The sequence below is a fragment of the Amycolatopsis cynarae genome (assembly GCF_026802195.1).
Taxonomy (GTDB): domain Bacteria; phylum Actinomycetota; class Actinomycetes; order Mycobacteriales; family Pseudonocardiaceae; genus Amycolatopsis_E; species Amycolatopsis_E rhizosphaerae.
The window spans coordinates 3,886,931-3,912,694 of record NZ_CP113836.1 but is presented as its reverse complement, the minus strand read 5'-3'; the positions used below and the strand labels follow the sequence as shown (position 1 = coordinate 3,912,694).

Genomic DNA, 25,764 nt, shown 5'->3' with positions numbered 1-25,764 from the left:
CGTCGTGCGTGACCCGAGAACGTAGAGGATGAGATGAAGCTGTTCCTGCAAATCCTGTTGATCGCGTCCAGCGTGCTGCTGGTCATCGCGGTCCTGCTGCACCGCGGACGTGGTGGCGGGTTGTCCTCGCTGTTCGGCGGTGGCATGCAGTCGAGTCTCGCGGGGTCGAGCGTGGCCGAGAAGAACCTCGACCGCATCACCCTGTTCCTCGGTGCTGTCTGGTTGATCAGCATCGTGGGCCTCGGCCTGCTGCTGAAGGTCTGAGTGCAGGGCGTGCCTATGGGGGGTGCGCCGCCGATAACACTGTGAGGATTCATGGTTGGCGGTAACGCGATTCGAGGCACCAGGGTCGGTGCCGGTCCTTCCGGCGAGTCCGAGCGCGGTGAGTCCGCGCCCCGGCGCCGGGTTTCCTACTGGTGTGCCAACGGGCACGAATCGCGTCCCTCGTTCGCGATGGACGCGGAGATCCCGGAGGAGTGGGACTGCCCCCGTTGCGGACTTCCCGGCGGCCAGGACGCCAAGAACCCGCCGGCGGCACCACGGACCGAGCCCTACAAGACCCATCTGGCCTACGTGAAGGAGCGGCGCAGCGACGCCGATGGTGAGGCGATCCTCGCCGAGGCGCTCGAGCGTCTGCGCCAGCGGCGCCAGATCATCTGACACGCACGTCCCAGACGGGGGCCGGGCCCACAAGGCCCGGCCCCCGTTGCCGTTTCCCGGTCTCCTGCGGGCAACCAGGCGGCCGCGCGGGGGAGCAGCGCCCTCAGGCGTGCAGGGGATAGCTGGCCCGGACCCGGAACCCGCCATCCTCGGTCGGACTGGTTTCGAAGCTGCCGCCGAGCAGCCGCGCCCGCTCGGCCAGTCCGGTCAGGCCGTGCCCACCGGACGGCAGCGGGGTCACCGGCCGCCGGGGGCCGTCGTTGCGGACCTCCAGGTCGAGGGAGCCGTCCGTGCCGACGATGTAGACCTTCGCGGCGGCGCCGGGCGCGTGCTTGCGGACGTTGGTGAGGCATTCCTGCACGGTGCGGTAGGCGGCCGCGGACACCTTCGCGGGCAGGTGCTCGGGTACGCCGTCCACGGTGAGCTGGACGGGGACCTCGCAGCCCTGGACGAGCTGGTCGAGCTCGCCGATACCCGGCTGGGGGCCGTCGTCCGCCGCACCCGAGCGCAGCACACCGACCAGGGACCGCAGTTCCTCCAGGGTGCGCGTGGACAGCTGGCGGATCACCTTCGCGGTCTCCTGCGCGCGTTCCGAATCGGGAGTGGCCGCGAGAACCCCGGCCTGCATGGCGATCAGCGTGATGTCGTGCGAAACCACGTCGTGCATTTCACGGGCCAGCCGGGCGCGTTCCTCGGCACGGACGGCGTCGGCGTGCAACGTGCGTTCCCGATCGCGGCTGGCGGCGAGCTCGCCCAGTTTCTGGGAAAGCTGGGCCCGGGCACCGATGAGCAGGCCGATGGCGATGGGCATTCCCGCCACGAGCACGCCGTAGATCCCGTCGAGGACGTGTTCGCGCCAGCTGAGGGTGGCGAAATCGGACAGCGGCCACTGGATGAACCGGCAGGCCCAGACCAGGGCCGCACCCACCCACACCTGCCAGTGCGTCTGCTTGCGGGTGGCGAGCATGCCCAGCGCGATCATCGCGGCCAGCTGGGACCAGCCGGTGAGGAAGCCCGGCACCGTGCCCAGCACGACCAGGAACGGCAGCCACCGGCGGGCGGCCAGCGCGAGACAGGCGAACGCCGACAGGTAGATGGAGTACGGTTCGGCCTTTTCCGGGACGACGAGCCAGACGTCGAGCGCCGCGAGCAGGATGGCGGCCGCGTCGATGGCTAGCGGTGCCCAGGTTTCCCGCCGGAGCAGTACGCGCGGGCGGGAACCGGTTCTCCGCCGCGTGCGCTCGGCCGTTCCGGTGCCGGCGCCGGCGCTCGGGCCGCCGACCGAAATCCCTATGGAGAGTCCCTCAGTGCTCATGTCGTTGGACCTCACTCGTCTCGTGGACTTGACGGTGAGATGCACGAGACGCCCGATCGGGACGCGGGAAACCGAAAAAATGTGCGGATGCTAACGACGAAGCGTGTGATGGGGGTAAATTCCGTGCATTCTCAAGACTTTCGTCGGAAAGCGCGGTGCCGTGCGGGCGCACCCGCACGGCACCGCGCCCGTCATCAGGCCGTCGGGGGCAGGTAGACGTTCGACAGCTTGCCCGCCGCGGTCCGGTCGATCAGCCACAGCGTGCGTCGCCGTCCGCGGGCACCCGCGACCGGGAGCTGCACCTCGCCGGCGCCGGCCAGTGCCAGCGCCACCGCATCGGCCTTGGCCGCCCCGGTGGTCAGCAGCCAGACGTCGTGTCCCTGCCGAAGGGCGGGCAGGGTCAGCGAGATCCTGGTCGGCGGAGGCTTCGGCGAGTTGCGCACCGCGATCACCGACCGCTGGGTCTCGTACACCGCGGGCGATTCCGGGAAGATCGACGCGGTGTGCCCCTCGCCGCCGAGGCCGAGCAGCACGATGTCGAATCCCGGCACTTCGCCGTGGTCCTCGGGCCGGGCGTGGCGGGCCAGAACCCGGGCGTAGGCCTCCGCCGCCGCGTCCGGATCGTCGCCGAATTCCCCGTCCGAGGCCGGCATCGCGTGCACCCGCTCCGGGGCGACGGGCACGTGGTCGAGCAGCGCTTCGCGGGCCTGCTTTTCGTTGCGCTCGTCGTCGTCCGCGCGCACGAACCGCTCGTCACCCCAGTACAGGTCCAGCCGGGACCAGTCCACCGCATCCCGTGCCGGGGAGCGGTGCAGCTGTTCCAGCACCGCGATCCCGGTGGTGCCGCCGGTGAGCACCAGGGAAGCGCTTCCCTTGGCGGCCTGCAGATCCACCAGCCTGGTCACCAGCCGGGCGGCGGCCGCCGCGGCCAGCAGTTCCGGGTTGGCGTAGACGACCACCTCGGTCGCGCTCACGAGGCGGCTGCCTTCGCCGGCTTCTTCCCGTTGCTCTTGGCCTTGGGCTTGCCGGGGCTCTTGGCGGCGCCCGCGCTCAGCTTGTCCAGACCATGCAGCGCGGCCTCGTAGACCTCGTCCGGGTCGAGCCGCCGCAGCTCCTCGATGAGACAGTCCTTGGTGCTGCGGCGGTGCAGCGCGATGCGCCGCGTCGGCTGGCCGGGCTGGGTGAGCGTGCCGACCTTGCCATCCGGCCGGTACAGCTCCACCGCACCCGAGCGACGCTCCAGCGACACGGACACGATTCCTTGCGCCGTACTGGTTTTCACCCGCTTCACCGGCACCCGCAGGTACTCGGCGAGCCAGCCCGCCAGCAGCTCGGTGGAGGGCGAATCCGCTTCGCCGGTCACCGTGGCGGCGGTGATCTTCTCGTACGGCGGCAGATCCAGCGCGGCCACCAGCTGGGCACGCCAGTTGGTCAACCGCGTCCAGGCCAGATCCGTGTCACCCTCCACATAGGACTTGCGGCGGGTGGCCAGTGCTCTTATCGGGCTGCGCTCGGCCGCCGAGTCGGTGATCCGGCGCTGCGCCAGCTGGCCGATCGGGTCCTGCGCCGGAGCCTTCGGTCCCGCGCTGGGCCACCAGGTGACGATCGGCGCGTCCGGCAGCAGCAGCGGCACCACCGCACTCTGGCCCTGGGCCGCGAGCGGGCCGTACAGCCGCAGGATCACCACCTCGCTGGCACCGGCATCACCGCCGACCCGGATCTGGCCGTCGATGCGCGGAGCCGCCGTGCGGGAACCCCGCGCGACCACGATCACCCGGCACGGGTGCTCGCGGCTGGCCTCGTTGGCGGCGTCGATGTGCGCCTCCAGATGCTCGCCGTCGTCATCGACGATCACCAGGGTGAGCACGCGGCCGAGCGCGACCGCACCACCACGTTCCCGCAACTCCACCAGCTTGCGGTTGACCTGAGAGGTCGTGGTCGAGGGCAAATCGATGATCACGGTCGCCTCCAGTGCTTGTGCGGGGCACCCGCACCCGGTCGGCGACCGTGGCCGGGGCTGCGCAAAGTGTGGCTCACGGTCGCCTCCAGTTCCGCCCGCTGCGCTGCAGCACTTCATCGGCCGAAGCGGGCCCCCAGCTGCCGGGTGCATACGGCTCGGGAGCGCCCTGCTTGGCCCAGTACTCCAGGACCGGGTCCAGGATCTGCCAGGACAGTTCGACTTCCTCGTTCACCGGGAACAGCGAGGGCTCGCCGAGGAGCACGTCCAGGATGAGCCGCTCGTAGGCCTCGGGGGAGGACTCGGTGAAGGCGTGGCCGTACCCGAAGTCCATCGTGACGTCCCGGACCTCCATCGTGGTGCCCGGCACCTTCGACCCGAACCGCATGGTCACGCCCTCGTCCGGCTGGACGCGGATCACCAGTGCGTTCTGCCCCAGCTCCTCGGTGGAGGTGCGGTCGAAGGGCAGGTGCGGGGCCCGCTTGAACATCACGGCGATCTCGGTGACGCGGCGCCCCAGGCGCTTGCCGGTGCGCAGGTAGAACGGCACCCCGGCCCACCGGCGGTTCTGCACCTCGAGGGTGACCGCGGCGTAGGTCTCGGTGATCGAGTCCTTGGCGAACCCGGCCTCCTGCAACAGGCCCGGCACCTTCTTGCCGCCCTGCCAGCCGCCCGCGTACTGCCCGCGGGCGGTCGTCTGGTCGAAGGGATGGCACGGTTTCGTGGCCGACAGCACCTTGATCTTCTCCGCGCGCAGGGCGCGCGGCTCGAACGACAGCGGCTCCTCCATCGCGGTGAAGGCCAGCAGCTGCAGGAGGTGGTTCTGGATCACGTCGCGTGCCGCGCCGATACCGTCGTAGTAGCCGGCCCGGCCGCCGAGGCCGATGTCCTCGGCCATGGTGATCTGCACGTGGTCGACGTAGTTGGAGTTCCAGATCGGCTCGAACATCTGGTTGGCGAAGCGCAGCGCCAGGATGTTCTGCACCGTCTCCTTCCCCAGGTAGTGGTCGATGCGGAACACCGACTCCTCGGGGAAGACGTCGTTGACGATGGTGTTGAGTTCCTTGGCGCTGGCCAGGTCGTGCCCGAACGGCTTTTCGATGACCACCCGGCGCCACGACTGGTCGTCGCTCTGCGCGAGACCGGAGCGGGCCAGCTGCTTGGTCACCACCGGGAACGCGCTGGGCGGGATCGACAGGTAGAACGCGGTGTTGCCCCCGGTGCCGCGTTCGGCGTCGAGGTCCCGCACGGTCTGCGCGAGCCGGTCGAAGGCGTCGTCGTCGTCGAAGGTGCCCTGCACGAAACGGATGCCTTCGGCGAGCCGGTTCCACACCGACTCGCGAAAGGGGGTGCGGGCGTGCTCGGCGACCGCGTCGTGCACCAGCTGCCCGAAGTCCTCGTTCTCCCAGTCCCGCCGGGCGAACCCGATCAGCGAGAACCCCGCGGGCAGCAGGCCCCGGTTGGCCAGGTCGTAGATCGCGGGCATGAGTTTCTTGCGGGACAGGTCGCCGGTAACCCCGAAGATCACCATGCTGGACGGGCCCGCGATGCGCGGCAGGCGTTTGTCGCGCGGATCGCGCAGCGGGTTGCTCCAGTCGGTCATCGGTCCCCCACCTCCTGGATCGCCTGAATCGCCCGGACGAGCTGGGCCAGGCCGGCGGCCCGGTCCGTGAGGTGCAGACGCAGCACCGGCCTGCCGCGCCCGGTGAGTACCTGCCCGTCGCCGAGCGCCTGCGCGTGCTGCAGCGTGCCCAGGGTGTACGGGCGGTCCGGGACGTCGAGGTCGTGCTCGGCGGCACCGGTGATCTGCAGGAAGATGCCGTTCTGATGCCCGCCCTTGTGGTACTGCCCGGTCGAGTGCAGGAACCGCGGCCCCCAGCCGAAGGTGGTCTGCAGTCCGGTGCGCCGCGCCAGCTCGCTGCGCAGCAGCGAAGCGGAGGCGTCGTCGAGCCGGTCCAGGTAGGCCTGCACGGCCAGGTAGCCGTGTTCCGGCGCGGTGGCGAAGAACTCGGTGAGCACGTCGGTGAGCGTGCCCTCGCCGGACACCCCGGCGGGTGCGAAGACCTCCACCGCGCCGTCCACAGTGGACGGCGTCTCGCCGCCGCCGAGCGCGGCGGGGTTGTCCAGCAGCGACCGGGCGGCCGCCTTGGCGGCCTCCACGTCGGGCTGGTCGAACGGGTTGATCCCCAGCAGCCTGCCCGCGATCGCGGTGGCGAACTCCCACAACAGGAACTGGGCCCCGAGCGAACCGGAGGTGGCGATTTTCGCCGCGCCCGTGGCCGGGCCGACGGCGACCGGGGTCGCGTCGGCACCGGCGTCGGCGAAACCGGGCGCGTCGGCGCTCTCGACGGCGACCGGCAGCAGGCCGGTGCCCTGCTTGCCGGTGGACTCGGCGATGAGCTGTTCGGCCCAGTCGGGGAAGCCGGGCAGCGAGTCCAGGCCGCCCGAGTCGGTCGTCGCCAGTACGACCTTCTCGGCACCGTTGGCGTGTGCGGCGCCCCAGGCCGCGGCGAGCCGCAGCGCCGGGTTGTCCGCGTCGTCACCGCCCAGCACCTGGGCCGCGGCGGCGGCCTGGTCGAGCAGGCGGGCCACATCGGCGCCCGCCAGCCCCGCCGGGACCAGCCCGAACGCGGTGAGCGCCGAGTAGCGGCCGCCGACGTGCGGGTCGGCCAGGAACACCTTGCGGTAGCCCTCGTTCTCGGCCAGCTGCGCCAGCGGCGAACCCGGGTCGGTGACCACGACGATCCGCCTCGCCGCGTCGACACCGGCCTCCGCGAAGGCCTTCGCGAAGATGCGGCGGTGGCTGTCGGTCTCCACCGTGCCGCCGGACTTCGACGACACCACCAGCACGGTGCGGGTGAGATCACCGGCGAGGGCGTCGGCGACCTGGCCGGGGTCGGTGGTGTCGAGCACGGTCAGTGCCTCGCCCTCGGTCCTGGTGATCACCTCGGGCGCCAGCGACGAGCCGCCCATACCGGCCAGCACGACGCGGTCCACGCCTTCGCCGCGCAGTTCCTCGCGCAGCGCCTCGATTTCCCCGATCAACGGACGCGAGCTCTTGTGGAGCGTGGTCCAGGACAGCCGGATGGACGCTTCGGGCTCCGCCGCGGGACCCCACAGCGTGGGGTCTCCGGCGGCGAGCTTCGAGGCGATCTGGTCCGAGACCAGCTTGTCCACCAGCGGTGCGGCCTGGGCCGCGAGCTGCCCATCGGGGATGGTGACGGCAAGCCCGCTGGTTTCGTCCCCCATCATGTCAGTTCTCAGCCTTCCCGAGCTGCGCCTCGACGGTGTCGAGCAGCTCTTGCCAGGACTTCTCGAACTTCTCCACGCCCTCGTCCTCGAGGGTGCGGAACACGTCGGCGACATCCACCCCGACCGCGGACAGCTGGTCGAAGACCGCCTGTGCCTGCGCCTCGGTGCCGCTGACCCTGTCGCCCTCGATCTCCGCGTGATCGGCGGCGGCGAAGAGTGTCTTCTCCGGCATCGTGTTGACCGTGCCCGCCACCACGAGCTGGTCGACGTAGCGGGTGTCGGAGTAGGCCGGGTCCTTCACGCCGGTGGAGGCCCACAGCGGGCGCTGCGGGTTGGCTCCGGCGGCCTTGAGCGCGGCCCAGCGCTCCGACGCGAAGAGCTCCAGGTAGGTGGCATAGGCCAGGCGTGCGTTCGCGATCGCCGCCTCACCCCGCAGCACCTTCGCCTCGGCGGTGCCGATCGCGTCGAGCCGCTTGTCGACCTCGGTGTCCACACGGGACACGAAGAAGGAGGCGACGGACTCGATCGAGTGCAGGTCGTGGCCGTTGGCCTTGGCCTGCTCCAGGCCCGCGAAGAAGGCCTCGATCACCGCGCGGTAGCGCTGAGGGGAGAAGATCAGCGTGACGTTGACGCTGATGCCCTCGGCGAGCGTGCGGGTGATCGCGGGCAGGCCTTCCTCGGTGGCCGGGATCTTGATGAAGATGTTCGGCCGGTCCACCGTCTTCCACAGGTCCTGCGCCTCGGCCGCGGTCTTCTCCGCGTCCTTGGCCAGCCGCGGGTCGACCTCGATGGAGACGCGGCCGTCCACCCCGTTGCTCGCGCGGTAGACATCGCGGAACAGGTCCGCCGCGTTGCGCACGTCGGTGGTGGTCAGCTCGCGCACGGTGGCCGACAGGCCGGCGCCGCGGGCGGCGAGCTCACGGACCTGCTCGTCGTAGGCCTCGCCCTGGGACAGGGCGTTGGCGAAGATCGTCGGGTTGGTGGTGACACCCACGACGTGGCGGTCCCGGATGAGCTCGGCGAGGTTGCCCGAGTTCAGCCGGTCCCGTGACAGGTCGTCGAGCCAGATGGACACGCCGGCCTCGGACAGCGCGGCGAGCCGGTCGGTGGTGCCGTTTCCGGTTTCGCTCATGACTGTGATCCCCTCTGTGGTCAGGAGTTCTTGCTCTTGGCGAGCGAGCTGCGCGCGGCGGCGACCACGGCGTCGGCGGTGAACCCGAACTCGCGGAACAGGGTCTGGTAGTCGGCGGAGGCGCCGAAGTGCTCGATCGAGACGATCTCACCGGCGTCGCCGACGAAGCGGTGCCACGGCTGGGCCACGCCGGCCTCGACCGAGACGCGGGCCTTGACGTCGGAGGGCAGCACCGATTCCCGGTACGCCTCGTCCTGCGCGTCGAACCACTCCACGCACGGCATCGAGACCACGCGGGTCGGCACGCCGTCGGCCTGCAGGGCCTCGCGGGCCGCGACGGCCAGCTGGACCTCCGAGCCGGTGGCGATGAGAATCACCTCGGGCTTGCCGGCGGCACCGCCCTCGGCCTCGGCCAGCACGTACCCACCCTTGGCCACGCCCTCGGCCGAGGTGCCCTCGAGGATCGGCACGTTCTGGCGGGTCAGCGCCAGGCCCGACGGGTGCTCGGTGTCCTCCAGCACGGCCTTCCAGGCGGCGGCGGTCTCGTTGGCGTCCGCGGGCCGGACCACGTTCAGGCCCGGGATCGCGCGCAGCGAGGCCAGTTGCTCGATCGGCTGGTGCGTCGGGCCGTCCTCGCCGAGACCGATCGAGTCGTGCGTCCAGACGTAGGTGACCGGCAGCTTCATCAGCGCGGCCAGCCGCACCGGCGGGCGCATGTAGTCGCTGAAGATGAGGAAGGTCGCACCGTAGGGCCGGGTGCCGCCGTGCAGCGCGATGCCGTTGAGGATCGAGCCCATCGCGTGCTCGCGGACACCGAAGTGCAGCGTGCGGCCGTAGGGGTTGGCCCGCCACATCTCCGTGGAAGCCTTTTCCGGGCCGAAGGAGTCGGCGCCCTTCATCGTGGTGTTGTTGCTCTCGGCCAGGTCGGCCGAACCGCCCCACAGCTCCGGCAGCGCGTCGGCCAGGGCGGAGAGCACCTCGCCGGAGGCCTTGCGGGTGGCGATGCCCTTGGCGTCGGGCTCCCAGGACGGCAGCCCGTCCGCCCAGCCATCGGGCAGGGTGCGGGTGGCCAGCCGGTCGGCCAGCGCCTTGCGCTCCGGGTTGGCCGTGGCCCACGCGTCGTAGCGCTCCTGCCATTCGGCGCGCCACTGCTTGCCGCGGTCGACCGCCTGGCGGGTGTGGGCCAGCACCTCGTCGTCGACCTCGAAGTCCTTCTCCGGGTCGAAACCGAGGATCTTCTTGACCGCGGCCACCTCTTCGGCGCCCAGCGCGGCACCATGCGACTTGCCGGTGTTCATCTTCGTCGGCGCCGGGTAGCCGATCACGGTGCGCAGGAGGATGAAGGACGGGCGCGGGTCGGCCTTGGCCGCCGCGATCGCCTCCTGGATCGCCACCACGTCCTCGCCGCCCTCGACGGTCTGCACGTGCCAGCCGTAGGCCTCGTACCGCTTCGCGGTGTCCTCGGACAGCGCGATGGTGGTGTCGTCCTCGATGGAGATCTTGTTGTCGTCGTAGAAGACGATGAGGTTGCCCAGCTCCTGGCGGCCCGCGATGGAGGAGGCCTCGGAGGTGACGCCCTCTTCGATGTCGCCGTCGGAAGCGATCACGTAGATGTGGTGGTCGAAGATGCTCTCGCCGGGCGCGGCCGCGGGGTCGAGCAGGCCGCGCTCGCGGCGGGCGGCCATCGCCATGCCGACCGCGTTGGCCAGGCCCTGGCCCAGCGGGCCGGTGGTGGTCTCCACGCCCTTGGTGTGGCGGTACTCGGGGTGGCCCGGGGTCTTGGAGCCCCACTTGCGCAGCTGCTTGAGGTCCTCGAGTTCGAGTCCGTAGCCGGAGAGGAAGAGCTGGATGTAGAGCGTCAGGCTGCTGTGCCCGGCGGAGAGGACGAACCGGTCGCGCGCGGGCCACTCGGGGTCACTGGGGTCGTGACGCATCTCGCGCTGGAACAGCGTGTAGGCCAGCGGGGCCAGGCTCATCGCGGTGCCGGGATGCCCGCTGCCGCAGTTCTCGACCGCGTCCGCGGCCAGCACCCGGACGGTGTCCACGGCGCGGGTGTCGAGATCGGTCCAGCCGGCGGGCACGTTCCGCCGGAGCAGAGGGTTGTTCTCGCTGATAGAGGCGGTTTCGGACACTGAACTCGGACTCCCCGGTGCTTGTCGTTGGTCGTTTTCGTCACTCGGCTTGCGCGCGCCTGCAGGCTACCCCTTGTCTCAATCGATCACGAAGGCGCAATATTCCTGCTCGGGGCCCTGCGCGCAGCCACGATCGGGTCCCTCGGCAGGCAGCCTAGTGGGTGACTACCCGCCGGGTCGAAACCCGACACTTACCGTGGCCGGACGGCGAGATCGGCAACCCCAGGCGCGCTGCGGCCCGCGGCCGTGACTACCATCGGTCGAGGTGTCGCGCCTTGGTGCCGACCCGATTTGGATCCGACCCAGGGAGCGAAATGTCGTTGGTGGACGCTGCGCACGGCCGCAGTGACAGCACCAGCGCTGTGGACCCGAGCGGCGGACGGCCCGGCACGCTCCCGCAGCGCCTTCTCGGCCGCGCGGGTGCCTACCTCGCGTTGACGAAACCGCAGGTCATCGAGCTGTTGCTGGTGACGACCATTCCGGCGATGTTCCTTGCCGGGCGGACGATTCCGTCGCCGTGGCTGATGCTGGCCACGCTGATCGGTGGTTCCATGGCCGCGGGCAGCGCGAACGCGCTGAACTGTGTGATCGACGCGGACATCGACAAGGTGATGAACCGCACCAAGCGCCGGCCGCTGGTCCGTGACTCCGTTCCGCGGCGCAACGCGCTCGTGTTCGGCATCGTGCTGGGCATCGCGTCGTTCGCGATGATGTACTTCACGGTCAATCTGCTTTCGGCGATCCTCGCGATCGCCACGATCCTGTTCTACATCTTCGTCTACACCTTCGGCCTGAAGCGGCGGACGGCGCAGAACGTGGTGTGGGGCGGGGCCGCGGGCTGCATGCCGACCGTGATCGGCTGGTCCGCGGTCACCGGCACCGTGCAGTGGCCCGCCTTCGTGATGTTCGGTGTGATCTTCTTCTGGACCCCGCCGCACACCTGGGCACTGGCCATGCGGTACCGGGAGGACTACGAGCGGGCCGGCGTGCCGATGCTGCCGGTCGTGGCCACCCCCCAGCACGTGGCGCGGCAGATCCTCATCTACTCGTGGGTCATGGTCGGCTGGAGCCTGCTGCTGGTGCCCGCGACGAGCTGGCTCTACGCCGGTTTCGCGGTGCTGGCCGGTACCTGGTTCCTCTTCTACGCGCACCGGCTCTACCGCCAGGTCAAGCGCGGGGTGGCGACCAAGCCGATGGCCCTGTTCCACCGCTCGAACACGTACCTGATGATCGTGTTCTGCGCGCTGGCCGTGGACTCGGCGTTCGGCTTCCCCGCCTTCGGCCTGCCGTTCTAGTTCTTCGCACGATCCGGCGGGTGGCCGGCGGCGCGGGAATTCCCCGACGGGTTCCCGCGTTGGGCAACAGTCACCAGATCATTCCGGATGCGAAAGTGGGTTGCGTCTTGTCCGTGTCCCCGGAACGGGAACCAGACAACAGCACCGACCTGGCGGGGGAACAGGACTACGTGTCTCTCCTGTACCGCAGGCTCGACGCCGAGCGGGAATCCGCGCAGCGGCGCCTGACCGAAGTGCTGGGGCAGGCCGGGGGACCGCCGCAGGCCCGCACCGAGCGGGACGTGGCCACGACCCTGTACTCGGAGCGGCTCGCCCAGCTCAGCTCGGTGGAACAGGGACTGTGCTTCGGCCGCCTCGACTTCCACGAGGACGAGACCGTCTACGTCGGCAGGCTGGGGCTGTTCGACGAAGACGGCGACTACGAACCGCTGCTCATCGACTGGCGCGCCCCCGCCGCGCGGCCGTTCTACCTGGCCACCGCCGCCTCCCCGGAGGGAGTGCGGCGGCGCAGGCACATCCGCACCCTCAGCCGCAGGGTGGTCGGCCTTGACGACGAGATCCTGGACCTGCGGGCCGCCGACCAGGGCCACGACCTGGGGCTGGCGGGCGAGGCGGCGCTGCTGGCCGCGCTGGAGCGCCGCCGGACCGGTGAGATGAGCGACATCGTCGCCACCATCCAGGCCGAGCAGGACCGGATCATCCGCGACGAGCTCGGCGGTGTGCTCGTGGTCCAGGGCGGCCCGGGCACCGGCAAGACGGCCGTGGCCCTGCATCGCGCCGCGTACCTGCTCTACACCTACCGCCAGCAGCTCGCCACGCGCGGCGTGCTCGTGGTGGGCCCGAACAGCACTTTCCTGCGCTACATCGGGCAGGTGCTCCCGTCGCTCGGGGAGACCGGCGTGCTGCTGGCCACGGTGGGACAGTTGTTCCCCGGTGTGCGGGCCAGGGGAGCCGACAGCCGCGAGGCCGCCGAGGTCAAGGGCCGGCTGGTGATGACCCGGGTGCTGGCCGCCGCGGTCGCCGACCGCCAGCGGGTGCCCGAAGACGTGCTCGAGGTGGAGTTCGACGACGGAGTGCTCCAGCTGGACCGGGCGACCTGCGAGCGGGCCCGCGCCAAGGCACGCGGGACCCTGCGGCCGCACAACGTCGCCCGCCGCGTGTTCTTCGAAGAGCTGCTCGGCGTGCTGGCGGAGCGGGCGGCGAGCCGGTTCGAGGTCGACCTGTTCGACGGCGTGCCGGAAATCCCCCTCAAGGAGGGGGAAAACGCGGACACGCCGGTGCTCGATCCCGGGGACCGGGCGGAGATCCGGGCCGAGCTGGCCGCCTCGGCGACCGTCCGCGAGGCGCTGGACTCCCTGTGGCCGAAGATCACCCCGCAGCGCCTGCTGCGCGAGTTGTTCTCCGCGCCGGAGCGGCTGGAGTCCGCGGCGGGCGGCCTCCTCGCCGAGGAGGAGTGGGCGCATCTGGTGCGTCCCGCCGCCGAGCGGTGGACGTCCGCGGACGTGCCGCTGCTCGACGAGCTGGCCGAGCTGCTCGGCGAGGACGACAGCGACGCTCGCGCCGCTAGGGCGCGGCGCGAGCGTGAGGAACGGGCCTACGCCGAGGGCGTGCTCGACATCCTCGAACAGGACGAGGAGATCATCGACGAGGAAATCCTCCGGGTGAGCGACATTCTCGACGCCGAACTGTTCGCCGAACGCCAGCAGCGCCGCAGCGAGCTGACCGCCGCGCAGCGGGCGGCGGCCGACCGTCGCTGGACCTTCGGGCACGTGATCGTCGACGAGGCACAGGAGCTGTCGCCGATGGACTGGCGGCTGCTCATGCGGCGCTGTCCCAGCCGGTCGATGACCCTGGTCGGCGACGTCGCGCAAACCGGTGCGGCGGCGGGCGCCTCCTCGTGGCACGAGATGCTCGCCCCCTATGTCGAGGACCGCTGGCGCCTGCGGGAACTGACCGTCAACTACCGCACTCCGGCCGAGATCATGCGGCTGGCCGCGGCCGCTCTCGCCGAGGTGGACCCGGGGCTGCGGGCGCCCTCCTCGGTCCGGGAGACCGGGGTCGAGCCGTGGCAGCGCAAGCTGCCCGAGGAGGGGGTCGCGGGGCTGGCCGCCCAGGAGCTGGCCGCGGTCGACGGCGGCACGCTCGCCGTGCTGTGCCCGGACTCCCGGCTGGACCGGGTGCGGCAGCAGTTGCCCGAGGACGAACGGCTGTCCGTGCTGACCGTCGGCGAGGCGAAGGGACTGGAGTTCGACGGGGTGCTCGTGGTGGCGCCCGAGGAGATCGTGGCGGCCTCCCCGCGGGGCTGGAACGACCTGTACGTCGCGCTCACCCGGGCGACGCAGCGGCTCGGTGTCGTCTACACCGAGCATGCGCTGCCGACTCTCGTGGGTGCCGGATAAGGACAGGTCAACCGGCGGTTAAGGTGTCGCCATGCGTAATGCTGGCAAGATCGTGCTCGTGGTGGCAGCCGCGCTGGGGCTCGCCGCCTGCTCCAACGGCCAGGAGCCCTCGTCCTACCCTCCCGGCAACGGACCCACCTATCCGGCGCCGAACCCGGCGGGAGCCTCCTCGGCGTCCTCGGTGGCCGCCGCGCCGACCACCCAGCAGCATGAGTGCACCGTGGACGACATCAAGGTCACCGGGGACTACGGCAGCAAGCCGACCGTCACCATCCCGGACACCTGCACCGCGCCGACGAAGCTGCTGACCAAGGACCTCAAGGCCGGTAGCGGAGCCGACGCGAAGGCCGGCAGTGCGCTGCAGATGAACTACGACCTCTACACCTGGTCGGACAAGAAGGACCAGCAGAACTCGTTCGGTTCGCAGCCGTTCTCGTTCACCCTCGGCCAGGGCACCGTCATCCCCGGCTGGGACCAGGGCCTGGTGGGCATCAAGCAGGGCGGCCGCCGCCTGCTGGTCGTGCCGCCGCAGCTGGGCTACGGCGCCAGCGGGCAGCAGACCATCAAGCCGAACGAGACACTCGTGTTCGTCGTCGACGCGGTCGGCGTCACCGGCTGACGCGTCCCCGCAGATGGACGTCCGGGGCGCGCTCGCGGTGGTCACCGGCGCTTCGTCGGGGATCGGGGCGGCGACCGCGCTCCGGCTGCACGAGGCCGGGGCGCGGCTCGTGCTGCACGGGCGCGACCCCGGCAGGCTCGCCGCGCTGGCGGGGCGCACCGGCGGTGCCACGCTCACCGCGGACTTCGCCGACCCGGCGGCCGTGCCCGCCGCCGCCGAGGAGATCACCCGCCGCTTCGGCGAGGTGGACATCCTGGTCAACAACGCCGGGATCGGCTGGGCGGGTCCCTTCCCCGAGATGACCGCGGCGGACGTGCGGCGGATCGTCGAGGTGAACCTGCTCACGCCGATGGAGCTGACCCGGGCGCTGCTGCCGTCCCTGCGTGCCCGCCCGCGGTCCTCGGTGATGTTCGTGACCTCGATCGCCGGGCGCACCGGGGTCGCGGGCGAGGCGGTCTATTCCGGCGTCAAGGCCGGGGTCGACGCCTTCGCGGAAAGTCTCCGGTTCGAGCTGGCGGATACCGCCGTGCACGTCGGCGTGGTCGTCCCCGGGGTGGTGGACACCGCGTTCTTCACCCGCCGCGGACGGCCCTACCAGCGCAGCAGCCCGCGTCCCGTGCCCGCGGACCGGGTGGCGCTGGCGGTGCTGCGGTCGCTGCGCGAGGGCCGCGCCGAGGCGTACGTGCCCGGCTGGCTGCGGCTGCCCGTCGCGGTCCGGGGCCTGATGCCCTCGCTCTACCGCACGCTCGCCACCCGCTTCGGTGGCTCCTGACCCGCTGGAAGTGCCGTCCCCGCGGCCGCGGTGCCATGATCGCGGTGTGGCGAGGCGAGACACCGGCCGGATCCCGGCCTCGGACGCGTTCTTCCTGCACGTGGAGACCCCGTGGGCGCCGCAGCACGTCGGCGGCCTGATCATGCTCGACACCTCGGGCCAGGACGGCCCGCCCACCCGTGAGCAGCTGCGGGCCAAGATCGTCGCGGCGCTGCCGGGACTGCCCGGTTTCCGCTGGCGCCTGGCACCACCGACCCGCTGGCGGCCCCTGCGCTGGATCGCCCATACCGCGATCGACTGGGCATGGCACGTGCCGGAGTTCGATCTGCGCCGTCCCGACGGGCGGCCCGGCGGGATGCCGGCGCTGCACCGGCTGGTCGCGGAGCTGGCCGGGCAGCCGCTGCCGAGGGATCGCCCGCTGTGGCGGCTGTGTGTGGTGACCGGCATCGAGGAACACGTGGCCGCGGTGATCTCCCTGGTGCACCATTCGGTGGCCGACGGCATCGGCACGATCAACCTGATGCTGAGCATGTTCGACTCGCCGGACCTGACCTCGGCGATGGGCGACATGGCCCGGCCGGGGCGCCTGCGCCAGGTGCTCGGTGGCGCCGTGGGCCTGGCGCAACTGGCCTTCGACCGGCGGCCCCGGGGCAGGCTCGCGGTGAGCGGGACGGCCGGGCGGACCTTCGGCACCCTGGCACTGGACCTGGACGAGGTGCGGGAGCTGGCGCGGCGCCGCGGGGTCCGGGTGACCGACCTGCTGCTGGCCGGGACGGCCGGTGCGCTGCGCCGCCTGGCGAAGGGACCGCTGCCGTCGAAGCTGCTGGTGTCGGTACCGCTGATGGCGGCCGAACCGAGGGCGGGACGGGCCGGGAACGTGACCGCGGCGGTGATGGTCGAGGTGCCGCTGGGGGAAATGCCCGAGGCGCAGCGCCTCGCGGCGGTGGCGAAGGCGAGCACCCGGCTGCGGACCGGGACGCGGGTGATCGCCTCCCGCTTCGTCATGCACGCCCTGGGCCGCCTGATGCCGCCGGTCCTGCACTCCTGGTTCGCGCGCACCGTCTACGGGGGCCGGTTCTTCCACGGGATCGCCTCGAACATGCCGGGCGCCACCTGGCAGGTCGCCATGAACGGCTATCCGCTCATCACCGCGTACCCGATCATCCCGCTGGCGCCGGGCACCCCCTTCGTGGTCGGCGTGCTCGGCTGGCACGGGGTGTTTTCGATGACCCTGGCCGCCGACCCGGCCTTCCTCGATGACGCCGAGCCCTTCCTCAAGGAGTTCCGCCGGATCCTCGACGAGCTGTCCTAGCCGGGTTCCTCACGGCACAACGCCGGTCCCCCCGGCAAAACCGCCGGGGTGGTGTTCACCGGGCCGGGGAGGGGTCGCCCCAGGCCAGTGCCAGGGTGAGACGGCGGCGGTTGTCCGGATCGTCGAGCCGCTCGCCGAACAGTTCGCGCAGCTGGCTGAGCCGGTAGCGCACGGTCTGCGGGTGGATGTGCAGCTCCTCGGCCACCGCCCGCCGGTCGCCCAGGTGCCGCAGCCAGGACGCGAGGGTCTCGCACAGGCGCTGCCGGGTCACCGGGCCCAGCGCGTCCAGCGGGGCCAGGCACTGGGTGCGGAACGCGTCCAGCAGCCGGGGATCGCGGTGCACGATGATCGAATCCAGGTGCTCGTCGACGAACACCGGATCGTCGCCCAGCACACCCGCGTGCCGCAGCTGGGCGGCGACCTCGGCGACCCGCATGCTGGCGGGCAGGTTCTCCAGCGGCACCGCGTGCCCGACCACGGCCCCGGCGCCCCGCAGGGCGACCGACAGCCGCTGCCGCCGCTGGGGTCCGTTCGGATCGGGGATGATCGCGCACACCGTCCGCTGCCGCCGCACGTGCAGGCACGAGTGGTCGAGCCGGGCCAGCAGCGCGGTGCCGACCGGATTGTCGGGTTCGACCAGGACGACCGCGGCCTCCCGCGGCAGCGGCCAGTCCACCCGGGCGGCGGCGGCGCGGATCGCGGCGGTGTCGGACCGGTCGGAGAGCAGCATGCCGCCCAGTTCGTCGCGCAGCCTTTCCCGCGCGGCGGCGGCCTCGGACTGTTCGAGCACGTACCCGCGTGCCGACGCCGAGGACAACTGGTCCACGAAGATGAAGACCGCCTCCGCGAGGGAGGCGAACACGTCGGGGGAGACGCCGACTTCGAGCGCGACCTCGGCCACATGGTGCCAGGCAACCCTGGCGCCGATCTGGTAGGCCGACAGCAGGCTGGTCAGGTCGCGGCCCTGCTGCCACTGCGCCCGGCCGATCTCCTCGAACACCGACTGCTCGCCGAGCTGGTCCGGCTGCTGGTCGGGGGCCTCCGACAGCTCCGACAACTCGGTGATGTCCCATTTGGCCATCCGCACCAGACGGTGCAGGAAGATGCTCGCCGCGACCAGGACCTCGTCCCGCTCGGTCACGATGAAGTCCGCGTAGTCGGGCCAGTCGTGGCGCAGCAGCCGGGTGACGTCGTCGAGCATGCGGGGCAGCCGGTCGGCCGTGGCCGAGGCCAGTTCTTCCAGTTTCGACTCGCTCGGGTCGGCTCTCTTTTCCACGCTCTCCGGCGCCCTCCTGCCCGTAGTCCGCAGTCGTCCTTCGATCGGGTCAATACTGTTCGCTCGTGACAACCGGGGCTCGCCGTTTTTTGTTTCCCGCGTGAAGAATCCCGGCCGTCCCTGGTTGGATTATGGGCGAATGAGGCCAGCACCGACAGGTGACGACACGGTCGAGGGGCCTGGACTACCCCGGATCCCACCCCGGATGGTGGCCACGACCGGCGCAGCCCTCGAGGAAAAGAAACGCGCGGAAAACTTTCCGGTAGCGTTGCGGATACTCCCGCGTGACCTTCGGCGCGATCTCGGCGCGGTGTATGACGTCGTGCGCGTTATCGATGATTTGGGGGATGAGTCGGCAGGCGACGCGACCGCCGCGCTGCTACGGTTCCGGAAGGACCTCGCTCGCGCCTGGGAAGGTGCCCCGCAGGAGCCGGTCCTGCGCCGTCTCGTGCCCACGATCCGGGCGAGGCGGCTGGACCGGGAACCCTTCGACCGGCTGGTGCTCGCCAACCTGCAGGACCAGCGCATCACCCGCTATGCCACCCAGGCCGAACTGGAGGCCTACTGTGCACTGTCCGCGAATCCGGTCGGCCGGATCGTGCTGCGGATCTTCGGGGCCGAGTCGGCTGATTCCTCGGCGGCCGCGCGCGCGTCCGACCTGGTCTGCACCGCGCTCCAGCTTCTCGAGCACTGCCAGGACGTCGCGGAGGACCGGCGCAAGGGCCGGATCTACCTCCCCCAAGAGGATTTGAAAGCGTTTTCCGTCCCGGAGGAGGACCTCGACGCCGTCTCGGCGAGCCGAGGACTGCGGGGAGTCGTGGCGGCGCAGACCGGAAAAGCACAGGATCAGCTGAGACAGGGAGCGGTACTGGTGTCGCAGGTGCACGGCTGGGCCCGGCCCGCCATCTCCGGTTACGTCGCCGGCGGTCTGGCGACCGCGGACGCGCTCCGCCGTGCCCGATGGGATGTCCTGTCCGCCACGCCGCGGCCACGCAAGCGGGACGTCCTGCGCCATCTGGCCGTGCTGATGGTGTGGGGTGGGCGCCGGTGACCACGGTCGAAGAGGCGTATCGCGCCTGCGAAGAGATCACCAGGACCGAGGCCCGCAACTTCTTCTACGGAATCCGTCTCCTCACCAGGCCGCGCCGGGCCGCGCTGTGCGCGGTCTACGCGCTGGCACGCCGGATCGACGACATCGGCGACGGCGACCTTCCGGTCGAGCAGAAGTCCGGACGGCTGGAGGAGGTCCGCAAATCCCTGGCCGCACTCCAGGAATCGGCCGATCCGGTGCTGGTCGCCCTCGCCGACGCCGCCCGCAGGTTCCCGATTCCGCTCGGTGCTTTCGACGAACTGCTCGACGGGGTGTGGATGGACGTCGAAGGGCGGCGTTACGCCACCTTCGACGAGCTGACCACGTACTGCCGCTGCGTCGCGGGTTCCATCGGACGCCTGTGCCTGGGCGTGTTCGGGCACCGGCCCGATCCCGAGGCTCCCCGCTATTCGGACGCGCTCGGCATCGCGTTGCAGCAGACCAACATCCTGCGCGACATCCGCGAAGACCTCGGCAACGGCCGGGTGTACCTGCCGCAGGAGGACCTCGACGCGTTCGGCGTCGAACTGGCCCTCGACGCCCGGGGCCGGCTGATCGACCGGGACGGAGCGCTGAGCGAGCTCATCCGGTTCAGCGCGGCACGGGCCCGGGCGTGGTACGCCGACGGGTTGCGTCTCGCGCCGCTGCTGGACCGCCGCAGCGCGGCCTGCTGCCAGGCCATGGCGGGTATCTACCGCAGGCTCACCGACCGCATCGCGGAACGGCCCGAGGCCGTGTTCGAGCGGAGGCTGTCCTTGTCCGGACGGGAAAAACTGGGGGTCGCGGCGCGGGCGCTGTCGGGGCGGGCGGCGTGAGAACCCGGGTGGCGGTGATCGGCGGCGGGCTCGCGGGCATCACCGCGGCCCTGGGGTGCGCCGACGCCGGCCTGGACGTGACGCTGCTCGAATCCCGCGGCCATCTCGGCGGGCTGACGCACTCCTTCCGCCGCGGCGGGCTGGCGGTGGACAACGGCCAGCACGTGTTCCTGCGGTGCTGCACCTCCTACCGCCGCCTGCTGGACCGGCTGGGCGTGACCGGCAAGGTGTACCTGCAGCCGAGGCTGGCGATCCAGGTTCGCTCGCCCCGGTTGCCCGCACCCGTGTGGCTGCGCCGCAACGGCCTCCCCGCGCCCTGGCACCTGGCGGACTCCGTGCTGAAGTACCGGCCGCTGCCGCTTCTGGACCGGATGCGCTTCGCCGGTGCGGCACTGGCCCTGCGGAGGGTCGATCCGGTGTCGGCGGCTTCGGACCGGCGGTCCTTCGGTGGCTGGCTGTCCGAGCACGGGCAGAGCGAGCAGGCCGTGCGGAAGCTGTGGGACCTGGTCGGCATCGCCACGCTGAACGCGCCCGCCACCGGCGCCTCGCTCGGGCTGGCCGCGACGGTGTTCCAGCTCGGCCTGCTGACCGAGGCCGACGCGGCCGACATCGGCTGGTCGACGGTGCCGCTGCGGGAACTGCACGGCGACCCGGCGGCGGAGCGGCTGGCCGCGGCCGGGGCCAGGGTGCTGACCGGCGCGAAGGTCACCGGGCTGGTGCCCGGCGGCGGCACCTGGCGGATCGCGGCCTCCACCGGCGCGCTGGAGGCCGACCGGGTGGTGCTGGCGGTGCCCCCGCCGGTGGCCGCGCGGCTGCTGCCGCCCGGCAGCGTGACCCTGCCCGCGGGCTGGCACGACGCTCTCGGCAGCTCGCCGATCGTCAACGCGCACGTCGTGTTCGACCGGCGGGTGCTGGACGAACCGTTCTTCGCCGCGGTCGACTCCCCGGTGCAGTGGGTGTTCGACCGGACCGCACCCTCCGGTGTGGACGGTGGGCAGTACCTGGCCGTCTCGTTGTCGGCGGCCGACGAGTTCATCGACCTCCCGGTGGCCGAGATCCGCCGCCGGATGGTCCCCGCCCTGCGGCGGCTCCTGCCGTCGTCGGCCGGGGCGTCCGTCCGCGACTTCTTCGTCACCAGGGAGCGGCACGCCACGTTCCGGCCGGCGCCGGGATGCGCGGCGCTGCGCCCGGCGGCCGTCACCGCGGCCGAGGGCGTCGTGCTCGCCGGAGCGTGGACCGCCACCGGGTGGCCCGCGACCATGGAAGGCGCCGCGCGCAGCGGGGAAGCGGCCACCCAAGCCCTACTCGGCAGCATCCCGGGGGTGCCGGGCAGATCGGAAGGGATACCCGCATGACCGCTGTTCTCGATGCTCTCCACCAGGGCAGGCAGGCGATCATGCCCGCGATGCGGGCGGCCCTGGAGCGGCTGGATCCGACCAGCCGGTCGATCGCCTACTACCACCTCGGCTGGACCGACTTGGACGGCAAGCCCACCGCGGGCGGAGGCAAGGCGGTGCGCCCGGCGCTCGCGCTGCTGTCCGCCCAAGCGGCCGGGGCCTGCCCGGAAACTGGCCTGCCCGGCGCGGTCGCCGTCGAACTGGTGCACAACTTCTCGCTGCTGCACGACGATCTGATGGACGGCGACACCGAACGGCGGCACCGGCCGACGGTGTGGGCGGTGCGCGGCGCGGCCAGTGCGATCCTGACCGGCGACGCGATGCTGTCCCTGGCGCAGGAGGTGCTGCTCGACGGGGAAGGACCGGGCGCGGTGGCCGCCGCGCGCCTGCTCGCCGAGGCCACCAACGAACTGATCCGCGGGCAGGTGCTCGACGTCGCGTTCGAACAGCGCAACGACGTCACGCTCGACGAATGCCTGGACATGGCCGCGGGCAAGACCGGGGCGCTGCTGTCGGCGAGCACGGCGATCGGTGCCGTGCTGGCGTGCGCACCACAGGAGACCGTCGAAGCCCTCGCCGGGTTCGGGGCCGATCTCGGGCTGGCCTTCCAGCTCGTCGACGACGTGCTCGGCATCTGGGGCGAGCCCGAGGTCACCGGCAAGCCGGTCCACTCGGACCTGCGTGCGCGCAAGAAGAGCCTGCCGGTCACCTACGCGGTTACCCACGGCGGGGCGCTCGGCCGGGAACTGGCGGAGTGGCTCGCCCGTCCGGGCACTCCGGGCGAGGATTCCGTGCGGCGCGCCGCGGAGCTGGTCGAGGGCGCCGGGGGCCGGACGTGGGCTCTCGACGAGGCCTACCGGCGGATGGCCGCCGGGCAACGCAAGCTCGAAGACGCCGCCATAGCCGACCGCGCCCGCGAGGAACTGCTGTCGCTGGCCCGGTTCATCGTCACCAGGGAGGCTTGATGACGTCCACGACCGAGCCCGTCCACCGCCCCGGACCGCTCGCGGCCGAGGCCGGCGCCGCCCTCGGCCGGGCGGTGGCGCACCTGAAGGCCGCGCAGGAACCCGGCGGCTGGTGGAAGGGCGAGCTGGAAACCAACGTCACCCAGGACGCCGAGGACCTGCTGCTGCGGGAGTTCCTCGGCATCCGCACCGCACGGGAGACCGAGGAGGCCGCGCGGTGGATCCGCTCGCAGCAGCGGCCCGACGGCACCTGGGCCAATTTCTACGGCGGCCCCGGAGACCTGTCCACCACCGTCGAAGCCTGGGTGGCGCTGCGGCTGGCCGGGGATGCGCCGGAGGAGCCGCACATGGCGGCGGCGGCGAAGTTCGTGCTCGCGCAGGGCGGGGTCGAACGCAGCCGGGTGTTCACCCGCATCTGGCTGGCGCTGTTCGGCCTGTGGTCGTGGGACGAACTGCCGAACATGCCACCCGAGCTGATCTTCCTGCCCTCGTGGTTCCCGCTCAACGTCTACGACTGGGCCTGCTGGGCGCGCCAGACCGTGGTGCCGCTGACCGTGGTCGCCACGCTCCGGCCGGTGCGGCCGCTGCCGTTCGGCATCGACGAGCTGCGGACCGGGCTGCGGCTCCGCACGAAGGTCAGGCCGTGGACCTGGCCGGGGGCCTTCCACTACCTCGACAAGGCCCTGCACACCTACGCGAAGCTGCCGGTGAAACCCCTGCGAGGCCTGGCGATGCGTCAGGCGGCGGAGTGGATCCTGGCCCGCCAGGAGGCCGACGGCTCGTGGGGAGGAATCCAGCCGCCGTGGGTGTATTCGCTGCTGGCGCTGCACCTGCTGGGCTATCCGTTCGAGCATCCGGCGATGCGGGCCGGGTTGACGGGCCTGGACGGTTTCGTCATCCGTGAGCACACCGGGCAGGGCTGGGTGCGCAGGCTGGAGGCCTGCCAGTCACCGGTGTGGGACACCGGCCTGGCGCTCACCGCGCTGGCCGACGCCGGGGTCCCCGCGGACGATCCGGCCGTGCTCAAGGCGGCGGACTGGCTGCTGGGCGAGGAGATCCGGCAGCGAGGGGACTGGTCGGTCAGGCGCCCCGCCACCCCGCCGGGCGGGTGGGCCTTCGAGTTCGCCAACGACATCTACCCCGACACCGACGACACCGCCGAAGTGGTGCTCGCCCTGCGGCGCACCGCGCACCCGGACCAGCCGCGACTGAAGGACGCGATCGAGCGCGCGATCACCTGGCTGCTGGGCATGCAGTCCGCCGACGGCGGCTGGGGTGCCTTCGACGCCGACAACACGCGGACGGTCACCACGCAACTGCCGTTCTGCGATTTCGGCGCGGTGATCGACCCGCCCTCGGCCGACGTCACCGCGCACGTGGTGGAGATGCTCGCCGCGGAGGGGCTGGCGGGCACCACCGAATGCCGCAGGGGAGTGGCGTGGCTGCTCGGCGCGCAGGAGGAGGACGGCTCGTGGTTCGGCCGGTGGGGCGCCAACCACGTCTACGGCACCGGGGCCGTGGTCCCCGCGCTGGTCGCGGCGGGGGTACCGGCGGGTGTTCCGGCGATCCGCCGCGCCGTGAACTGGCTGGCCGCCCACCAGAATCCCGACGGCGGCTGGGGCGAGGACCTGCGGTCCTATCGCGATCGGTCCTGGATCGGCAAGGGCACCTCGACCGCTTCCCAGACCGCGTGGGCCCTGCTGGCCCTGCTCGCCGCCGGTGAACACGAATCGTCCACTGTGGAGCGCGGGGTGCGGTGGCTGCTGGAGACCCAGCGGCCCGAGGGCGGCTGGGACGAGCCGCAGTTCACCGGGACCGGCTTCCCCGGCGACTTCTACATCAACTACCACCTCTACCGCCTGGTCTTCCCGATCTCCGCGCTGGGCCGGTACGTGGGGGCACGATGAACGGTGTGGTGTGTGCGCCGATGTACCTGGAGGCCGCCGCGGTGCGGGTTCCCGGGCTGCGGGTGCTGCACACGGGAATGGGACCGCGCCGCGCCGCCGAATCCGCCCGCCGCTTCGGCGGCGACACCGCGGTGCTCGTCGCCGGGGTCGCCGGCGGGCTGACCGGGCGGGTGCGGCCGGGCGATCTGGTGGTCGCCACCGAGATCGACGGACCAGGGGGGCCGGTGCGGCTGCCCTCGGCGCACCTGCTGGCCGGTGCGCTGCGCCGCCTCGGCCTGACCGTCCATACCGGACCGATCGCTTCCTCGGACACCCTGGTGGAGGGAGCGGACCGGGCACGGCTGGCCGTCGGCGGTGCGCTCGCGGTCGACATGGAGTCCGCACAGTTCGCCGGGGTCCCGGGCCCACTGGCCGTGGTCCGTGCCATCGTGGACACCCCGGACCGTCCACTGTGGCGCCCGGGAACCGTGCTGCGCGGCATCGCCGGGCTGCGCTCCCTGCATGCGGCGGCGCCGGTGCTGCGGGAATGGTGCGAGGCCACGGGCAGCGGCGAGGTCCTGCTCGCCAGTCCGCGGTCGTTCTGCGCCGGTGTGGACCGCGCGATCGAGATCGTGGAACGGGCGTTGCAACGGTACGGCGCCCCGGTCTACGTGCGGCGCCAGATCGTGCACAACGTGCATGTGGTGCGGCGGCTGGAAGGCCTGGGTGCGGTGTTCGTGCAGGAGATCGAGGACGTGCCGCCCGGGGCCACCACCGTGCTGGCCGCCCACGGGGTCGCTCCCTCGGTGCGCCAGGCCGCCGCGGCGAAGGAACTCCAGGTGATCGACGCGACCTGCCCGCTGGTCACCAAGGTGCACAACGAGGTTCGCCGCTATTCGGCCCGCGGTGACACGGTGTTCCTCATCGGCCACGCCGACCACGAAGAGGTCGAGGGCACCGTGGGCGAGGCACCCGGGCAGGTCGTCGTCGTCGAGGACGCGGCCGCCGCCGCCCATGTGCAGCCCCGCGACCCGGGCAAGGTGGCGTACGCGATGCAGACCACCCTCGCCGTCGACGAGGCCGAAGAGATCGCCACGGTGCTGCGTGAGCGGTTCCCGGCGATGCAGGCGCCCCGGCGCGACGACATCTGCTACGCCACGACGAACCGCCAGCGGGCCGTGCGGGCCGTGGCCGGGGAGGCCGACCTCGTCCTGGTCGTCGGCTCCGCCAACTCGTCCAACTCCAAGCGGCTGGTCGAGGTGGCCAGGCGGCAGGGCGCGCCCGCCCATCTGGTCGACGATGTGTCCGAAGTGGACCTGCGATGGCTGGCCGGGGCGCGGCGGATCGGGATCACCGCGGGTGCGTCGGCGCCGCCGCACCTGGTGGAGGAGCTGACCCGATGCCTGAGCGGTCTCGGCCGGACCCGCGTCCGGGACAGCCAGGTGGCCGACGAAGACATCCGTTTCACGTTACCGCGAGAGGTGGGGTAA

21 protein-coding genes are annotated in these 25,764 nt (G+C 71.7%); 13 read left to right on the top strand and 8 right to left on the bottom strand.

Going from position 1 to position 25,764, the window contains the following annotated elements:
* Positions 1-33: 33 nt before the first annotated feature.
* A complete protein-coding gene (gene secG / locus ORV05_RS18630; protein WP_144587180.1) occupies positions 34-264 on the top strand; it encodes a preprotein translocase subunit SecG in 231 nt (76 codons plus the stop codon).
* A gap of 51 nt (positions 265-315) precedes the next feature.
* Positions 316-660: an RNA polymerase-binding protein RbpA gene (locus tag ORV05_RS18625; protein WP_268440704.1), complete on the top strand. Its 345-nt coding sequence runs from the start codon at positions 316-318 to the stop codon at positions 658-660.
* Between the two features lie 103 nt (positions 661-763).
* On the opposite strand, the gene ORV05_RS18620 is transcribed toward ORV05_RS18625, so the two are convergent.
* The 7 genes from ORV05_RS18620 to tkt form a co-directional block, all read right to left on the bottom strand.
* Positions 764-1,975: a sensor histidine kinase gene (locus ORV05_RS18620; RefSeq protein WP_268440703.1), complete on the bottom strand. Its 1,212-nt coding sequence runs from the start codon at positions 1,973-1,975 to the stop codon at positions 764-766.
* A gap of 194 nt (positions 1,976-2,169) precedes the next feature.
* Complete coding sequence (gene pgl, locus ORV05_RS18615) at positions 2,170-2,949, bottom strand: 6-phosphogluconolactonase (RefSeq protein WP_268440702.1); 780 nt, start codon at positions 2,947-2,949, stop codon at positions 2,170-2,172.
* Positions 2,946-3,935, bottom strand: a complete 990-nt coding sequence (gene opcA, locus ORV05_RS18610; RefSeq protein WP_268440701.1) for a glucose-6-phosphate dehydrogenase assembly protein OpcA — start codon at positions 3,933-3,935, stop codon at positions 2,946-2,948. The genes pgl and opcA overlap by 4 nt, the downstream gene beginning before the upstream one ends.
* A gap of 73 nt (positions 3,936-4,008) precedes the next feature.
* The gene (gene zwf, locus ORV05_RS18605; RefSeq protein WP_268440700.1) at positions 4,009-5,535 is read right to left on the bottom strand and encodes a glucose-6-phosphate dehydrogenase; all 1,527 of its coding nucleotides are present in this window, start codon (positions 5,533-5,535) and stop codon (positions 4,009-4,011) included.
* Positions 5,532-7,181: a glucose-6-phosphate isomerase gene (locus tag ORV05_RS18600; RefSeq protein ID WP_407652788.1), complete on the bottom strand. Its 1,650-nt coding sequence runs from the start codon at positions 7,179-7,181 to the stop codon at positions 5,532-5,534. The genes zwf and ORV05_RS18600 overlap by 4 nt, the downstream gene beginning before the upstream one ends.
* Positions 7,182-7,185: 4 nt before the next feature.
* Positions 7,186-8,316, bottom strand: a complete 1,131-nt coding sequence (tal, locus tag ORV05_RS18595; protein WP_268440698.1) for a transaldolase — start codon at positions 8,314-8,316, stop codon at positions 7,186-7,188.
* A gap of 20 nt (positions 8,317-8,336) precedes the next feature.
* Positions 8,337-10,448 (bottom strand): transketolase, encoded by a 2,112-nt coding sequence (tkt, locus tag ORV05_RS18590; protein WP_268440697.1) that lies wholly within the window; start codon positions 10,446-10,448, stop codon positions 8,337-8,339.
* 314 nt (positions 10,449-10,762) lie between these two features.
* Here tkt and ORV05_RS18585 point away from each other — a divergent pair, with 314 nt between their 5' ends.
* The 5 genes from ORV05_RS18585 (at position 10,763) to ORV05_RS18565 (ending at position 16,845) form a co-directional block, all read left to right on the top strand.
* Entirely contained in the window at positions 10,763-11,743 is a 981-nt protein-coding gene (locus tag ORV05_RS18585) for a heme o synthase (protein ID WP_268440696.1), read from the top strand.
* A 113-nt stretch (positions 11,744-11,856) separates the two neighbouring features.
* The gene (locus ORV05_RS18580; RefSeq protein ID WP_268440695.1) at positions 11,857-14,142 is read left to right on the top strand and encodes an ATP-binding domain-containing protein; all 2,286 of its coding nucleotides are present in this window, start codon (positions 11,857-11,859) and stop codon (positions 14,140-14,142) included.
* Positions 14,143-14,173: 31 nt separating this feature from the next.
* Positions 14,174-14,761, top strand: coding sequence for an FKBP-type peptidyl-prolyl cis-trans isomerase (locus tag ORV05_RS18575; protein WP_268440694.1), 588 nt, complete (start codon positions 14,174-14,176; stop codon positions 14,759-14,761).
* A gap of 13 nt (positions 14,762-14,774) precedes the next feature.
* On the top strand, positions 14,775-15,533 hold the full coding sequence (locus ORV05_RS18570; protein WP_268440693.1) for an SDR family NAD(P)-dependent oxidoreductase: 759 nt from the start codon (positions 14,775-14,777) through the stop codon (positions 15,531-15,533).
* Between the two features lie 46 nt (positions 15,534-15,579).
* Positions 15,580-16,845: a wax ester/triacylglycerol synthase domain-containing protein gene (locus ORV05_RS18565; RefSeq protein ID WP_268440692.1), complete on the top strand. Its 1,266-nt coding sequence runs from the start codon at positions 15,580-15,582 to the stop codon at positions 16,843-16,845.
* Positions 16,846-16,900: 55 nt separating this feature from the next.
* Here ORV05_RS18565 and ORV05_RS18560 read toward each other — a convergent pair whose 3' ends face one another.
* Complete coding sequence (locus ORV05_RS18560; protein WP_268440691.1) at positions 16,901-18,121, bottom strand: PucR family transcriptional regulator; 1,221 nt, start codon at positions 18,119-18,121, stop codon at positions 16,901-16,903.
* A gap of 205 nt (positions 18,122-18,326) precedes the next feature.
* On the opposite strand from ORV05_RS18560, the gene hpnC reads away from it, so the two are divergent.
* Genes hpnC through ispH form a run of 6 tightly spaced genes read left to right on the top strand, consistent with a single transcriptional unit; the run spans position 18,327 to position 25,764 of the window.
* Positions 18,327-19,172: a squalene synthase HpnC gene (hpnC, locus tag ORV05_RS18555; RefSeq protein WP_268440690.1), complete on the top strand. Its 846-nt coding sequence runs from the start codon at positions 18,327-18,329 to the stop codon at positions 19,170-19,172.
* A complete protein-coding gene (hpnD, locus tag ORV05_RS18550; RefSeq protein WP_268440689.1) occupies positions 19,169-20,026 on the top strand; it encodes a presqualene diphosphate synthase HpnD in 858 nt (285 codons plus the stop codon). The genes hpnC and hpnD overlap by 4 nt, the downstream gene beginning before the upstream one ends.
* Complete coding sequence (hpnE, locus tag ORV05_RS18545) at positions 20,023-21,381, top strand: hydroxysqualene dehydroxylase HpnE (protein ID WP_268440688.1); 1,359 nt, start codon at positions 20,023-20,025, stop codon at positions 21,379-21,381. The genes hpnD and hpnE overlap by 4 nt, the downstream gene beginning before the upstream one ends.
* Positions 21,378-22,388, top strand: a complete 1,011-nt coding sequence (locus ORV05_RS18540) for a polyprenyl synthetase family protein (protein ID WP_268440687.1) — start codon at positions 21,378-21,380, stop codon at positions 22,386-22,388. The genes hpnE and ORV05_RS18540 overlap by 4 nt, the downstream gene beginning before the upstream one ends.
* Positions 22,388-24,295 (top strand): squalene--hopene cyclase, encoded by a 1,908-nt coding sequence (shc, locus tag ORV05_RS18535; RefSeq protein WP_268440686.1) that lies wholly within the window; start codon positions 22,388-22,390, stop codon positions 24,293-24,295. Before ORV05_RS18540 ends, shc begins: the two co-directional genes overlap by 1 nt.
* Positions 24,292-25,764 carry a 4-hydroxy-3-methylbut-2-enyl diphosphate reductase gene (ispH, locus tag ORV05_RS18530; protein WP_268440685.1) on the top strand — a complete coding sequence of 491 codons (1,473 nt, stop codon included), beginning with the start codon at positions 24,292-24,294 and terminating at the stop codon, positions 25,762-25,764. Before shc ends, ispH begins: the two co-directional genes overlap by 4 nt.